This is a genomic window from Streptomyces sp. NPDC003042 (assembly GCF_053591315.1).
The window spans coordinates 39012-53208 of sequence record NZ_JBSFTP010000002.1 but is presented as its reverse complement, the minus strand read 5'-3'; the positions used below and the strand labels follow the sequence as shown (position 1 = coordinate 53208).

At 69.2% G+C, this 14197-nt stretch carries 13 protein-coding genes and 1 tRNA gene; 5 read left to right on the top strand and 9 right to left on the bottom strand.

Annotation, left to right across the window (positions count from 1 at the left end; translation table 11 throughout):
• Positions 1-64 precede the first annotated feature (64 nt).
• Positions 65-718, bottom strand: a complete 654-nt coding sequence (locus ACWDYJ_RS01570; RefSeq protein WP_451563411.1) for an ANTAR domain-containing response regulator — start codon at positions 716-718, stop codon at positions 65-67.
• 99 nt (positions 719-817) lie between these two features.
• Between ACWDYJ_RS01570 and ACWDYJ_RS01565 the strand changes: the two genes are divergently transcribed.
• Both ACWDYJ_RS01565 and ACWDYJ_RS01560 read left to right on the top strand, forming a co-directional pair.
• Positions 818-890, top strand: a tRNA-Leu gene (locus tag ACWDYJ_RS01565).
• A 111-nt stretch (positions 891-1001) separates the two neighbouring features.
• Positions 1002-1778, top strand: a complete 777-nt coding sequence (locus ACWDYJ_RS01560) for a helix-turn-helix domain-containing protein (RefSeq protein WP_451563410.1) — start codon at positions 1002-1004, stop codon at positions 1776-1778.
• On the opposite strand, the gene ACWDYJ_RS01555 is transcribed toward ACWDYJ_RS01560, so the two are convergent.
• On the bottom strand, positions 1775-2230 hold the full coding sequence (locus ACWDYJ_RS01555) for a MarR family transcriptional regulator (RefSeq protein WP_451563409.1): 456 nt from the start codon (positions 2228-2230) through the stop codon (positions 1775-1777). The two genes, ACWDYJ_RS01560 and ACWDYJ_RS01555, sit on opposite strands and share 4 nt — an antisense overlap.
• A 59-nt stretch (positions 2231-2289) precedes the next feature.
• Here ACWDYJ_RS01555 and ACWDYJ_RS01550 point away from each other — a divergent pair, with 59 nt between their 5' ends.
• On the top strand, positions 2290-2541 hold the full coding sequence (locus ACWDYJ_RS01550) for an EF-hand domain-containing protein (protein WP_451563408.1): 252 nt from the start codon (positions 2290-2292) through the stop codon (positions 2539-2541).
• 13 nt (positions 2542-2554) lie between these two features.
• On the opposite strand, the gene ACWDYJ_RS01545 is transcribed toward ACWDYJ_RS01550, so the two are convergent.
• A complete protein-coding gene (locus ACWDYJ_RS01545) occupies positions 2555-3160 on the bottom strand; it encodes a TetR/AcrR family transcriptional regulator (protein ID WP_451563407.1) in 606 nt (201 codons plus the stop codon).
• A 78-nt stretch (positions 3161-3238) separates the two neighbouring features.
• Here ACWDYJ_RS01545 and ACWDYJ_RS01540 point away from each other — a divergent pair, with 78 nt between their 5' ends.
• A complete protein-coding gene (locus ACWDYJ_RS01540; protein ID WP_451563406.1) occupies positions 3239-3826 on the top strand; it encodes an RBBP9/YdeN family alpha/beta hydrolase in 588 nt (195 codons plus the stop codon).
• Here the strand turns inward: ACWDYJ_RS01540 and pyk are convergent.
• Together pyk and ACWDYJ_RS01530 are read right to left on the bottom strand one after the other, a co-directional pair.
• Positions 3823-5250 carry a pyruvate kinase gene (pyk, locus tag ACWDYJ_RS01535; RefSeq protein WP_451563405.1) on the bottom strand — a complete coding sequence of 476 codons (1428 nt, stop codon included), beginning with the start codon at positions 5248-5250 and terminating at the stop codon, positions 3823-3825. The two genes, ACWDYJ_RS01540 and pyk, sit on opposite strands and share 4 nt — an antisense overlap.
• 169 nt (positions 5251-5419) lie before the next feature.
• Positions 5420-6124: an SIMPL domain-containing protein gene (locus ACWDYJ_RS01530; RefSeq protein WP_451563404.1), complete on the bottom strand. Its 705-nt coding sequence runs from the start codon at positions 6122-6124 to the stop codon at positions 5420-5422.
• A gap of 127 nt (positions 6125-6251) precedes the next feature.
• On the opposite strand from ACWDYJ_RS01530, the gene ACWDYJ_RS01525 reads away from it, so the two are divergent.
• Positions 6252-8036, top strand: a complete 1785-nt coding sequence (locus tag ACWDYJ_RS01525; RefSeq protein WP_451563574.1) for a bifunctional metallophosphatase/5'-nucleotidase — start codon at positions 6252-6254, stop codon at positions 8034-8036.
• 37 nt (positions 8037-8073) lie between these two features.
• Here ACWDYJ_RS01525 and ACWDYJ_RS01520 read toward each other — a convergent pair whose 3' ends face one another.
• The 4 genes from ACWDYJ_RS01520 to ACWDYJ_RS01505 form a co-directional block, all read right to left on the bottom strand.
• Complete coding sequence (locus ACWDYJ_RS01520; protein ID WP_451563403.1) at positions 8074-9483, bottom strand: lysine N(6)-hydroxylase/L-ornithine N(5)-oxygenase family protein; 1410 nt, start codon at positions 9481-9483, stop codon at positions 8074-8076.
• Positions 9480-10877, bottom strand: coding sequence for a pyridoxal phosphate-dependent decarboxylase family protein (locus tag ACWDYJ_RS01515; protein WP_451563402.1), 1398 nt, complete (start codon positions 10875-10877; stop codon positions 9480-9482). The genes ACWDYJ_RS01520 and ACWDYJ_RS01515 overlap by 4 nt, the downstream gene beginning before the upstream one ends.
• Before the next feature lie 155 nt (positions 10878-11032).
• Positions 11033-13558 (bottom strand): aminopeptidase N, encoded by a 2526-nt coding sequence (gene pepN / locus ACWDYJ_RS01510; protein ID WP_451563401.1) that lies wholly within the window; start codon positions 13556-13558, stop codon positions 11033-11035.
• A gap of 185 nt (positions 13559-13743) precedes the next feature.
• Positions 13744-14073, bottom strand: coding sequence for a chorismate mutase (locus ACWDYJ_RS01505; protein WP_451563400.1), 330 nt, complete (start codon positions 14071-14073; stop codon positions 13744-13746).
• Positions 14074-14197: the final 124 nt, after the last annotated feature.

Sequence of the window (14197 nt, the reverse complement as noted above, 5' to 3'; positions counted from 1 at the left end):
ACCACGTACGCGTGAGGCCCGTCTCCCCTCGGGGGGAGACGGGCCTCACGCGTTCTCTTCGGGGCTACGCCTGCGCGGCGTTCTTCTTCTCCTCGGCGTCCTCGATGACCGCCTCGGCGACCTGCTGCATGGACATGCGGCGGTCCATGGAGGTCTTCTGGATCCAGCGGAAGGCGGCCGGCTCGGTCAGCCCGTACTGGGTCTGCAGGATGCTCTTGGCCCGGTCGACGAGCTTACGGGTCTCCAGCCGGAGCGAGAGGTCCGCGACCTCCTTCTCCAGCGCCTTCAGCTCGGCGAAGCGGGAGACGGCCATCTCGATCGCCGGCACGACGTCGCTCTTGCTGAACGGCTTGACGAGGTACGCCATGGCCCCGGCGTCCCGCGCCCGCTCGACCAGGTCGCGCTGCGAGAACGCGGTGAGCATCAGGACCGGGGCGATGGACTCCTCCGCGATCTTCTCGGCGGCGGAGATCCCGTCCAGGACGGGCATCTTCACGTCGAGGATCACCAGGTCGGGACGGTGCTCGCGCGCCAGCTCGACGGCCGTCTGCCCGTCCCCGGCCTCGCCGACGACGGCGTACCCCTCTTCTTCGAGCATCTCTTTCAGGTCCAGGCGGATGAGCGCCTCGTCCTCGGCGATGACGACGCGGGTCGTCAGCGGCGGAACGTGCGACTGGTCGGCGTCGGGCGTGGGCGTCGACTCGTGCTCGGCGGTCACGGGGGCTCCTTGTTGCAAGGCGATTCAGCTCCCCCGAGCCTACCTAGCTCCTGTATGTTTGTGACACGGAGGGTCTTCGGTATCCTTCGTTTCGAAGGGGCCCCGGTAGCCCAGCGGTAGAGGCGATGGATTCAAAACCCATTCAGCGTCGGTTCGAATCCGACTCGGGGCACTTCTCCTTCAGTTCCAAGGTCGCCAAGCAAATTTTGCGATCTTCACTCGTCGCAGTGAACGAAACTTCGAATTGCGGCCAACTGGACGAATGACGACGAAGCTCCCGTGCATGGAGCACAATCCTTCGATACGCGAAGAAGCAGTCCTACTGCTACGCCGAGGCGTGACCAACCGGGTGGTGGCCGAGCACCTCGGCGTACCCCGTGGCACCGTCGGCTGGTGGCGGCACGAGGACCGAAAGCACCGCGGCGAGACTTACACGCAGCCGACCGACTGCCCGAAGTGCACGAGTAGGGAGTTCGATCAGCGTGCGTACGCCTACCTCCTGGGGCTTTACCTCGGCGACGGCCACATCATCTCGAAGTACAAGCAGCACCACCTGTCCATCTTCTGCGACGCGTCATGGCCTGGGCTCATCGACGCCGCCGAGGAAGCGATGCACCTCGTCATGCCCCAGCCCAAGGTGGGCCGCCGGCACAGGCAGGGGTGCGTGGAGGTCAAGTCGTACACACTCCACTGGCCGTGCCTGTTCCCGCAGCATGGCCCCGGCAAGAAGCACGACCGGCGCATCGTCCTCGAGGGCTGGCAACAGGAGATCGTCGACGCCCACCCCTGGGAGTTCATCCGGGGCCTCATCCACTCCGACGGGTGCCGGACCATCAACTGGACCACCCGGATCATCGGCGGCGAGCGGAAGCGCTACGAGTACCCCCGGTACTTCTTCACCAACAAGTCCGACGACATCCGCAAGCTCTGCACCGACACGCTCGCCAAGGTCGGGGTCCAGTGGACGATCCTGGCCCGGGGCAGCGATCCGTTCAACGTGTCCATCGCCCGCAAGGATTCCGTGGCCCTCATGGACGCCCACATCGGGCCGAAGTACTAGGGGAGGTCGCCGTCGCCGCCCAGGTTGGCGACCATGCGGCGCAGGACGTCGATGGTCGCCGCGTATGCGGCGGTGTCGATGCCCTGCCGCATCCGTTCGTGGACCTTCGCGTTGCGGTCGCGGGCGCGGAGGCGGCCCGCTTCGCCGTCCTCGGTCAGGGTCAGGGTGGCGTCGGTCTCGGTGAGCCAGCCGCGTGCCGCGAGGTCCTCGTAGACCGCCTCGAAGTCGGTGTCCTGATCGTCGAAGGGGGTCAGCTTCGTGGTCAGGGCGGCCCGCTTCCACTGGCCCGGCGCGCCGGCGACGTGGTTGAGGGTCCACCAGTGGGGTTGGGTGAGGCTTTCCTCGGCAAGTGCTGCGCGAAGGCCGCCGATGACGAGGTTCGCGGTCTCGCGGCTCCAGTAGCCGATGGGTTGGGCGGCGAGCTGGTCCTGGGGGTATTCCTTGATCGTCATGTCTGGAGCGTATGACCTCGAAGGTTGAGGTCAAGGTTTCGAATGAAGGGGACGCTGTGATGAGTGAGAAGGCCCGGAAGCTGTTCGATGCGCTGGATCTCAACGTGGATGGTGAGTTGACCCGCGCGGAGGTGATCAGTGCTCTCCGGTCGAAGGGTCCGGTGCTGGCGGCGCGGGGTGATCTGCCGTTCTGGGGGGTGGGTGACGTGAACGCCTCGTCGGCGCTCTTTGATGCCGCCGATCAGAACGGGGACTCGGTGCTGACCTTCGAGGAGTTCGCCGCCGTGGTCGACCGGCGTTTCGGCTGGTAGCGGGACCTTGCTCTCACCCTCGGTGCACGAGGCCGCGCAGGACGGTTTCGACGTGGGCGGGGGCGTCCGCCGGGTCGAGGGGGGCGTGGGTGATGAGGAGGCGGTACCAGAAGGGGCCGAAGATCAGGTCGGTGGCGTGGGTGAGGTCGGTGTCGGCGGGGATTTCTTCGCGGGTGATGGCGTGGGTGAGGAGGGTGGCGACGAGTTCGCGGCGGGTTCGGGCCCAGGCGCGGAAGGCTTCGGCGAAGGCGGGGTCGAGTTGGGCTTCGGCCATGAGGCCGGTGAGGGCTTTGGTGCGGGCGGGGTCGTTGCCGATGCGGTAGAGGTCGGTGACGAAGGCGGTGAGGTCGCCTTGGAGGGTGCCGGTGTCGGGTGTGGGGACGCGGGTGGCGGTTTCGTGGGTGTAGGCGTCCATGACGAGGGCGGGTTTTGATTTCCACCAGCGGTAGACGGTGCTTTTGGCGACGTGGGCTCGTTTGGCGACGCCTTCGATGGTGAGGGCGCCGTAGCCGTTTTCGATGAGGAGTGCGGTGGTGGCTTCGAGGACGGAGTGGTGGGCGTCTTCGTTGCGGAGGCGTCCGCCGGTGCGGGGTGCTGGGTTCTGGGGAGTGGTTGACACACCATCACGATAGCCCTACCGTTAATCGAAACGCTGCGTAGCGTTTCGATTAACGAGTGAAGTCTCAGGGGGAGAGTCATGAGCAGGATCGTGATCGCGCACGGGTACGGAATGAGCGGTGGGGAGCACTGGTACCCCTCGGTGGCGCGGGAGCTCGCGCAGGAGGGGCACGAGGTGCGGGTGCCGGACTTCCCGGAGCCGTTCGTGCCGGAGGCCGGGGCGTGGCTGAAGGAGCTGACGGCGCAGACGGAGGGCGCGCCTGCGGGTGGGACGGTTCTGGTGGGCCACAGTCTGGGCGGGGTGAATGTGCTGCGTCTGTTGCAGCAGCACGACACGGAGGCCGAGGGGGCGTTCGCCGGGGTGGTGTTCGTGGCGTCGATGGCGGGCGAGGTGGGGTATGACGCGTTGGCGTCGTTCTTCTCTCCGGAGTTCGACTGGGCGCGTATCCGGGCGGCGGCGCGGGGGTTTCGGGTGCTGCACGCGGCTGATGATCCGGTGACCGGGGAGCGGACGTCGGAGCATGTCATGCGGTTGGTGACGAGGCTTGGGGCGACGGCGACGGTGACCGCGTCGGGCGGGCATTTCCCCAGTACGGGTGAGAGCCGGTTGGAGTTGCCCGACGCGGTGCGGTTGATACGTGAGGTGCTGCTGCAGGCCCGGGGTTAGCGGACGGCGTCGCCGATGTGGTGGATGCGGACGAGGTTGGTCGATCCGCTGACGCCGGGGGGTGAGCCGGCGGTGATGACGACGACGTCGCCGGGGAAGCAGCGTCCGATCCGCAGGAGTTCTTCTTCGACCTGGGCGACCATCGCGTCGGTGGAGTCGACGTGGGGGCCGAGGAAGGTTTCGACGCCCCAGGTGAGGTTGAGTTGGGAGCGGGTGGCGGGGTCGGGGGTGAAGGCGAGGAGGGGGATGGGTGAGCGGTAGCGGGAGAGCCGGCGGACAGTGTCTCCGCTCTGGGTGAAGGCGACGAGGAATTTGGCGCCGAGGAAGTCGCCCATTTCGGCGGCGGCGCGGGCGACGGCGCCTCCTTGGGTGCGGGGCTTGTTCCGGTCCGTGAGGGGTGGGAGGCCCTTGGCGAGGATGTCTTCTTCGGCGGCTTCGACGATGCGGGCCATGGTGCGGACGGTTTCGACGGGGTATTTGCCGACGCTGGTTTCGCCGGAGAGCATGACGGCGTCGGTTCCGTCGATGACGGCGTTGGCGACGTCGGAGGCTTCGGCGCGGGTGGGCCGGGAGTTTTCGATCATCGAGTCGAGCATCTGCGTGGCGACGATGACGGGCTTGGCGTTGCGCTTGGCGAGTTTGACGGCGCGCTTTTGGACGATCGGGACGTGTTCCAGGGGCATTTCGACGCCGAGGTCGCCGCGGGCGACCATGATGCCGTCGAAGGCGGCGACGATGTCGTCGATGTTCTCGACTGCCTGGGGCTTTTCGATCTTCGCGATGACGGGGAGGCGGCGGCCTTCCTCGTTCATGATGCGGTGGACGTCTTGGATGTCGCGGCCGCTGCGTACGAAGGAGAGGGCGATGACGTCGGCGCCGGTGCGCAGGGCCCAGCGGAGGTCTTCGATGTCCTTGTCGGAGAGGGCGGGGACGGAGACGGCGACGCCGGGGAGGTTGAGTCCCTTGTGGTCGGAGACCATGCCGCCTTCGACGACGAGGGTGTGGACGCGGGGGCCGTCGATGCCGATGACTTGGAGGGTGACGCGGCCGTCGTCGACGAGGATGCGTTCGCCGGTGGTGACGTCGGCGGCGAGGCCCTTGTAGGTCGTGCCGCAGGTGTGGCGGTCGCCTTCGTGGTCTTCGACGGTGATGGTGAATTCGTCACCGCGTTCAAGGAGTACGGGTCCTTCGCGGAAGCGGCCGAGGCGGATCTTCGGGCCTTGAAGGTCGGCGAGGACTCCGACGCTGTGGCCGGTCTCGTCGGAGGCCTTGCGTACGCGCTGGTAGCGCTCCTCGTGTTCGGCGTAGGTGCCGTGGCTGAGGTTGAAGCGGGCGATGTCCATTCCGGCTTCGACCAGGGCTTTGATCTGGTCGTATGAGTCGGTTGCGGGGCCCAGGGTACATACGATTTTCGCTCGGCGCATGAGACGAGCGTATGCCCCTACCAGGCAGTAGGAAATTGGTTCCGGGTGTCCACTCAACAACCTTTGAGTAAAAGCTTGTTGACAAATGTTGAATGTGCGTGGGGGTGCTCTGATGAGCACCCCCGGGGCACCGTTCGTGCGGTTTCGGGGTGGGGTTTGGGGTGAGGGTTCAGAGCTGGGGAGGGGTCATGGTGAAGCGGGCGTTGACCTGGGCGAAGACGGTCTGGCGCTGGGGTTCCAGATCGAGGGGCGGGGCGCCGGCGTCTTCGGCGGCGCCGTAGGCCATGGAGCGCATCGCGCCGGCGGGGGCGGCCATGGAGAGGGGGGCGGCGTTCTCGGCGCCGAGGTCGGCGAGTTCGACGAGGGCGGCGAGGTTGGCGCCGAGGGCCTGGGCGTATTCGCGGGCGCGCTGGACGGCTTCGAGTACGGCTTGGCGGCGGGCTTCGCCGTGGGCGGGTGAGGTGGGGCGCAGGGCCCACCAAGGGCCGTCGAGTTGGGTGAGTTCGAGGTCGGCGAGGCGGGTGGTGAGTTCGCCGAGGGCGGTGAAGTCGTTGAGTTCGGCGGTGATGTAGACGCGGCCGTGGTAGGCGCGGACGCGTTCGCCGCGGCCGTGGCGGGTGAGTTCGGGGGTGATGGAGAAGGCGCCGGTTTCGAGTTTTTCGACGGGTTCGCCGTAGCTCTTGATCAGGTCGAGGACGGCGCTGTTGCGGCGGGTGAGGTCTTCGAGTGCGGTGCGCCGGTCGGTACCGCGGGCGCTGACGGTGATGCCGATGCGGGCGATTTCGGGGTCGACTTCGAGCCGGGCTTCGCCGCGGACCGCGACGCGGGGTACTTCGGGGGTTCCGTAGGGCTGGTGCGAGGCGTCCTGAGTCATGGTTTCACTCTCGCACTGTCGCCCGTACGGGTGTGGTCATCGGATCGAAACCTGGTGGGGGTGTTGCGGCTTGTGGGTGGTGGGCCAGAATCTACGCGCGTTGTTCACGCCTCAAAAGGGAGATGGCATGGCGTTTGACCGCAGGACGTTTCTGGGGACCTCGGCTGCGACGGGTGCGGCTGTGGCTTTGGCGGGTGCCACGAGCACTCCGGCTGCCGCGGCCCCGAGGCCGCGGACGTACTCGTTCACGGTGATGGGCACGACCGATCTGCACGGGAATGTCTTCAACTGGGACTATTTCACTGACAAGGAGTTCGACGACAAGGCGCACAACGACGTCGGTCTGGCGAAGATCTCGACGCTGGTGGATCAGGTGCGGGCGCAGAAGGGGCGGCGCAACACGCTGCTGATCGACGCCGGTGACACGATCCAGGGCACGCAGCTTTCGTACTACTACGCGAAGGTGGATCCGATCACCGCGCGCCGGGGTCCGGTGCATCCGATGGCGCAGGCGATGAACGCGATCGGGTACGACGCGGCGGCGCTCGGGAACCACGAGTTCAATTACGGGATACCGGTCCTGCGCAAGTTCGAGGAGCAGTGTGATTTCCCGCTGCTGGGGGCGAATGCCCTGGATGCGAAGACGCTGCGGCCGGCGTTCGCGCCGTACAGCATGCACCGGCTGCGGACGCCGCACGGGCGGGATGTGAGGGTGGCGGTGCTGGGGCTGACGAATCCGGGGATCGCGATCTGGGACAAGGCGAATGTCCAGGGGCAGATGACGTTCCCGGGGCTGGAGGAGCAGGCGGCGAAGTACGTGCCGCGGCTGCGTTCGATGGGCGCGGATGTGGTGATCGTGTCGGCGCATTCCGGGTCGAGCGGTACGTCGAGTTACGGCGATCAGCTGCCGTACATCGAGAACGCGGCCGCTCTGGTGGCGGAGCAGGTGGAGGGGATCGACGCGATCCTGGTGGGGCACGCGCACACGGAGATCCCGGAGTACCGGGTGAAGAACAAGGCGAGCGGCAAGGACGTGGTGCTGTCGGAGCCGCTCAAGTGGGGGCAGCGGCTGACGTTGTTCGACTTCGATCTGACGTGGGAGCGGGGTCGCTGGTCGGTGTCGAAGGTCGCCGCGCGGGTGTTGAACTCCAACACCGTGGAGGAGGACCCGAAGATCGCCGGCCTGCTGTCGGACGAGCACCGCAAGGTCGTGGCGTACGTCAATCAGGTGATCGGGACCTCGACGCAGGCGATGTCCTCGGCCGAAGGGCCGCTGAAGGACGTGCCGATCATCGACCTGATCAACCATGTGCAGGCGGAGACGGTGCGGGGCGCGCTGGCGGGCTCCGAGTGGGCCGCGCTGCCGGTGCTGTCGCAGGCGTCCTGCTTCTCCCGGACGGCGGCGATACCGGCCGGGCAGGTGACCATCAGGGACGCGGCGGGGCTGTACCCCTTCGAGAACACTCTGGAGGCGCGGCTGTTGACCGGTGGGCAGCTGAAGGACTACCTGGAGTACTCGGCGAGGTATTTCGTCCGGACGGATTCGGGTGCTGTGGTGGATCCGGCGAAGCTGACGAACTCGGAGGGCATACCGGACTACAACTATGACGCGGTGTACGGGCTGACGTACGACATCGACATCGCGCAGCCGGTGGGGTCGAGGATCACGGGGCTGTCCTTCCAGGGGAAGGCGGTGGATCCGGCGGCGCGGTTCGTGTTGGCGGTGAACAACTACCGGGCCTCGGGTGGCGGGAACTTCCCGCATGTTCCGCAGGCCAGGCAGTTGTGGGCGAACTCGGATGAAATACGTAACACGATCGTCCAGTGGGTGAAGGCGAAGGGGACGGTGGATCCGGCCCAGTTCGCGTCGGTGGACTGGCGGCTGACCCGGGGTGGCGTGCCGGTCTTCTAGGTCCGGTCTTCCGGGGTCCGGGGGTCCGTGGCGTGCCTCAGGGGTGTTCGACCAGCGGGAGCAGTTCGCCTGCCGGGTGGGGGCGGGCGTGTTCCCGCTGTTCGAGGCCGAAGGTGGTGAAGGCGGTGCGCTGCGGCTGGGGGTAGGGCTCTTTGTCCGTGAGGGTGTTCAGGATGGCGGCGCTGCGCCAGGCGGCGAGGCCGAGGTCGGGGGCTCCGACGCCGTGGGTGTGGCGTTCGCCGTTCTGGACGAAGACGCTGCCGGTGACGTTGGGGTCGAGGATCATGCGGTAGCGGTCGTCGATGCGGGGGCGGCCGGAGGAGTCTTTTCGCATGTAGGGGTCGAGGCCTGCGAGGAGGCTGGTGAGGGGGCGTTCGCGGTAGCCGGTGGCGAGGATGACGGCGTCGGTGGTGAGCCGGGAGCGGGTGCCTTGTTGTGTGTGTTCGAGGTGGAGCTCGACCTTGGTGGTGGCGACGCGGCCTGCGGTGCGGACGGTGACTCCGGGGGTGAGGACGGCGTCGGGCCAGCCGCCGTGGAGGGTGCGCCGGTAGAGCTCGTCGTGGATGGCGGCGATGGTGGCGGCGTCGATGCCCTTGTGGAGTTGCCACTGGCTGGGGAGGAGCCGGTCGCGGACCGGTTCGGGGAGGGAGTGGAAGTAGCGGGTGTAGTCGGGGGTGAAGTGTTCGAGGCCGAGCTTCGAGTACTCCATGGGGGCGAAGGAGGGGGTGCGGGCGAGCCAGGTGAGGCGTTCGCGGCCGGCGGGGCGGGCGCGGAGCAGGTCGAGGAAGACTTCGGCTCCTGACTGGCCTGAGCCGATGACGGTGACGTGTTCGGCGCCGAGGACGCGTCGGCGGTTGTCGAGGTATTCGGCGGAGTGGATGACGGGGACGGTGGGGGCTTCGGCGAGGGGGCGCAGGGGTTCGGGGATGTAGGGGGCGGTGCCGAGGCCGAGGGCGAGGTTGCGGGTGTAGGTGCGGCCGAGGGCTTCGGCTTCTCCGTCGCGGTCGAGCTGGGTGTAGTCGACTTCGAAGAGGTCGCGTTCGGGGTTCCAGCGGACGGCGTCGACCTGGTGGCCGAAGTGGAGGCCGGGGAGGCGGTCGGCGACCCAGCGGCAGTAGGCGTCGTATTCGGCGCGTTGGATGTGGAACTGCTCGGCGAAGTAGAAGGGGAAGAGCCGTTCCTTGTGCTTGAGGTAGTTGAGGAAGCTCCAGGGGCTGGTGGGGTCGGCGAGGGTGACGAGGTCGGCGAGGAAGGGGACTTGGAGGGTGGCTCCGTCGATGAGGAGTCCGGGGTGCCAGCGGAAGTCTCTGCGTTGGTCGTAGAAGGCGGTGGCGAGTGGGCCTGTGCCTTGTCGTGGGAGGCCTTCGGCTAGGGCGGCGAGGGAGAGGTTGAAGGGGCCGATCCCGATTCCGACGAGATCGTGGGGTGCGTCGAGCTGGGCGGTCATCGGTGGGTTCTGCCTTCCAGGAGGGTGACGAGGGTGTCCAGGTCCCCCGCCGTGGTGTGGGGGTTGAGCAGGGTGGCTTTGAGCCAGAGCCGGCCGTCGGCGGTGGCGCGGCCGAGTACGGCGGTGCCGTCGAGGAGGAGGGTGCGGCGCAGGGCGGCGAGGTGGTCGTCGTCGGCGTGGGTGGGCCGGAAGAGGACCGTGGTGATGGTGGGGTGTGCGTGGAGTTCGAAGCGGGGGTGTGCGTCGAGGAGTTCGGCGAGCCGGTGGGCTGCGGCGCAGGTGTGGTCGATGAGCTGGGCGAGGCCGTCGCGGCCGAGTGAGCGCAGGGTGGCGGCGATCTTGAAGGCGTCGGCGCGGCGGGTGGTGCGCAGGGAGCGGCCGAGGAGGTCGGGCAGGCCGGCTTCGGTGTCGTCGGTGGCGTTGAGGTAGTCGGCCTGGTGGGCGAGGGGGGTCAGGAGGGCGGTGTCGGGGACGGCGAGGAGTCCGGCGGCGACGGGCTGCCAGCCGAGTTTGTGCAGGTCGAGGGTGAGGGAGCGGGCGCGGGACAGACCGGTGACCTGGGGGCCGTGGCGGGGGCTGAGGGCGAGGAGGCCGCCGTACGCGGCGTCGATGTGGAGTTCGGCGCCGTGGCGGTCGCAGAGGTCGGCGATCGGGCCGAGGGGGTCGATGAGTCCGGCGTCGGTGGTGCCCGCGGTGGCGGTGACGAGTACGGGTCCTGTCGTGCGGGTGAGGGCGGCTTCGAGGACGGCGGGGTCGAGGGTGCCGGAGGGGGTGGGGAGGGCGAGGGCGGGGGGCAGGCCGAGGAGCCAGGCGGCGCGGGGGATGGAGTGGTGGGCGTTGGTTCCGTGCAGGACGGTCAGGTGGGGGCCGTGGCGTTCGCGGGCGAGGAGGAGGGCCAGTTGGTTGGCTTCGGTGCCGCCGGTGGTGAGGACGGCGTCGGCGTGCGGGGTGGCGTAGAACTCGGCGGCGAGGGTGCGGGTGATCAGGGCCTCGATGGCGGAGGCGGCGGGTGCCTGGTCCCAGGAGTCGAGGGAGGGGTTGAGGGCGCTGGCGGCGAGGTCGGCGGCGGTCGCGACGGCGAGCGGGGGGCAGTGCAGGTGGGCGGCGCACAGGGGGTGGGCGGGGTCGGCCGCGCCGGCGGCCAGGGTGTGCACGAGGGTCCGCAGGGCTTCGTGGTCGCCGGTTCCGTGGGCGGGCAGTACGTCGCCCAGTGCGGCTTGGACGCGGGCCGTGACGGTGTCGGGGCCGCCGGCCGGGAGGGGTCCGCCGCGTGCGTCGGCGCCGGTGCGCAGTGCGGTGAGGACGGTGTCGAGGAGGGGCCGCAGCGCGTCGGCGCCGCCGCGTCCGCCGGCGAGCGGGGGAAGCGGGGGCGGGGTGCGGGGCGGGGCGGTCATCCGGAGTCCTTCGCGAGGCCTGGGCGGGGACGGCCTGGTCCCCGCCCAGCACAACGATCAGACCCGAATGGGGTAACCGCCGGGGTTTGTCCGGTGTCCCGGCCTCGGCGGGGCGTTCGGCCGGGGTGGGCGGGCCCGGCGGCCCGGCGGGGAGGTCAGCGGGTGGTGCGGATGCGCAGGGCGCGGGCGAGGTCGTCGAGCTGGTCGACGAGCTTGCGGCGCAGCAGGGGGATGAGTGCGGGGTCTTCGAGGCAGGCGCGGCCGGCTCGGAGGTTGACCTCGTCGACGGCGTGGGCGGGGAACGCCCAGCGGCCGGCGGCTTCGCCGATGGCGGGTCCGCGGCGGGCTCCGAGGGCGGTGGCGTCGGGGTAGTAGCGGGGTACGTAGTCCTGTACGAGTTCGCTCTGTTCGGGCTGCCAGAAGCCTTGGGCGGTGGCGGTGAACAGGTAGTTGGACAGGGTGTCGTCGTGGAAGAGCCGGTCCCAGGCGGCGGCTTTGGCCGCGGCGGTGGGCAGGGCGGCGCGGCAGCGGGCGGCGCCTTCGCGGCCGGTGGCGCTGGGGTCGGCGGCGAGGGCCTTGTCGATGTCGGCTTCGCCGATGGCGCCGAGGACGGCGAGCCTGGCGAGGATGCGCCAGCGCAGTTCGGGGTCGAGTTCGGGGCCGCCGGTGACGGTGCCGTCGGCGAGCCAGCCGGCGATGGTGTCGGGCTGGGTGGCGCTGTCGATGAGGACGCGTACGGCGGCCAGCCGCAGGCCGGGTTCGGAGCCGTCCTCGGTGCGCCGCATGAGGGTGCGGGTGAGGGAGGTGAGGAGGGTGAGGGCGGCGCCGCGCTCGTGGGGGGCGACGTAGCGGTCGGCGATGTGGGTGCGGGCGAAGGCGAGGACGCCTTGCACGATGGCGAGGTCGGTTTCGTCGGGCAGGTGGGTGTCGGCGGTGGCCAGGTAGGCGCCGGGTTCGAGTTCTCCGTCGCGGACCATGTCCCGCAGGGTGTTCCAGACGACGGCGCGGGTGAGCGGGTCGGGGAGGCCGGAGAGGCCGCGCAGGGCGTTTTCGAGGGAGAGTTCGTCGAGGCGGATCTTGGCGTAGCCGAAGTCGCCGTCGTTGAGGACGAGCAGGGCGGGGCGTGGGCCGCTGACGGAGACGATTTCGTCGCTGGGGACGTCGAGGGCGAAGCGTTCGCCGGGTTCGAGGCGGCCGTCGGGGGCGAGGTCGTAGGTGCCGGCTTCGATGCGGTGGGGGCGGCTGCCCTGGCGGTCGACGGTGAGGGTCCAGCCGGGGGTGGCGCCGTCAGCGCCGTCGGTGGCCCCCTCGATCCGCGGGGTGAGGGTGTCGATGCCGGTTGTGCGCAGCCAGACGGCGGCCCAGGCGTGGACGTCGCGGTCGGTGTGGGCGGCGAGGGAGTCCACGAAGTCGGCGAGAGTGGCGTTGGCGAACTTGTGGCGGGCGAAGTGGGTGTTGATGCCGGCGAGGAAGTCCTTTTCGCCGAGCCAGGTGACGAGCTGGCGCAGGGCGGAGGCGCCCTTGGCGTAGGAGATGCCGTCGAAGTTGAGGAGGGCGGAGGCGGTGTCGGGGACGTCGGCGGGGTCGGGGGCGACGGGGTGGGTGGAGGGGCGCTGGTCGGCGTCGTAGCCCCAGGCTTTGCGGGTGACGCCGAATTCGGTCCAGGTGCCGGTGAAGCGGGTGGCTTCGGTGAGGGTCTGGTAGCCCATGTATTCGGCGAAGGATTCGTTGAGCCAGATGTCGTCGAACCAGGCGAGGGTGACGAGGTCGCCGAACCACATGTGGGCCATCTCGTGGGCGATGACCATGGCGCGGGTCTGGCGTTCGGTGTCGGTGACGGCGGAGCGGTAGACGAACTCGTCGCGGAAGGTGACCAGGCCGGGGTTTTCCATGGCGCCGGCGTTGAACTCGGGTACGAAGGCCTGGTCGTAGGAGTCGAAGGGGTAGGGCTCGGTGAATTTCTGCTGGTAGCGGTCGAAGCAGTCCTTGGTGATGGACAGGATCTCGTCGGCGTCGGTGTCGAGGTGGGGGGCCAGGGAGCGGCGGCAGTGGATGCCGAAGGGCAGTCCGGCGTGTTCGGTGGTGACGCTGTGCCAGGGGCCGGCGGCGACGGCGGCGAGGTAGGTGGAGATGACGGGCGTCGGGGCGGAGTTCCAGATGCCGGCCGCGTCGCCGTCGCGGTCGCCGGTGCGGGTGGTGATGCCGTTGGCGAGGACGGTCCAGTGGGCGGGGGCGGTGACGGTGAACTCGAAGACGGCCTTCAGGTCGGGCTGGTCGAAGGCCGCGAAGACGCGTTGGACGTCGTCCATGAACATCTGGGAGTAGACGTACGTCTCTCCGTCGGCGGGGTCGGTGAAGCGGTGCAGGCCCTCACCGGTGCGGGAGTAGCGCATGCGGGCGGCGACGCGCAGCTCGTGGGGGCCTTCGGTGAGGCCGGTGAGCGGGAGGCGGTTGTCGGTGAGGATGGCCGGATCGAGGGGGGCGCCGTCGAGCGTGGCGGAGCGCAGTTCGTCCGGCTTGAGTTCCACGAAGGTGTCTGCGGCGGTGCGGGCGCTGAACCGGATGACGGTGGTGGAGTCGAAGGTCTCGTCGCCGACGGTGAGGTCGAGGGTGACGGCGTAGTGGTGGACGTCGAGGAGCTGAGCTCGGAGCTGCGCTTCGTTGCGCGTCAGTGCGGGCATGGGCCCATGCTGCCTGACGCCGGCGCCGGGCCCGGGTGTCGCGGGGAGTGGTGCGGGTCACCGGCCTGGTGGGCCCGGCGGGGAGGCCGGTTGCGGGCCCGTGGGCGGCGTCGGCACGGCCGCGCCCGCCGGCACCGCCGTGCCGGCAGGGCCGCGGGCACGGAAAGGGGGCCCGGACGGGATCTCTACTCCGTGCGCGCGGCGATCGTCTCGTGGTGGCGGATGACCTCGGCGACGATGAAGTTCAGGAGCTTCTCGGCGAAGGCCGGGTCGAGCTTGGCGCTCTCGGCGAGCTGGCGCAGGCGGGCGATCTGGTTGGCCTCGCGGCCGGGGTCGGCCGGAGGCAGGTGGTGCTTGGCCTTGAGGACGCCGACCTGCTGGGTGCATTTGAAGCGCTCGGCGAGCATGTGGACCACGGCCGCGTCGATGTTGTCGATGCTGTCGCGCAGGCGGGACAGTTCGGCGGTGACGTTCTCGTCGATCTCATCGGTGTCGTCGATGTCGCTGTTGTTCATGGTCACCGAGAATACGGGGCGCGCCGGTGTGTTTCCTCAGTCGGCCGGTCTGTGAGACGGGCGCCGGGCCCCTGACCGGCGTGGTACGGGGGCCGGGCCCCTGACCGGGGTGGTACGGGGGCCG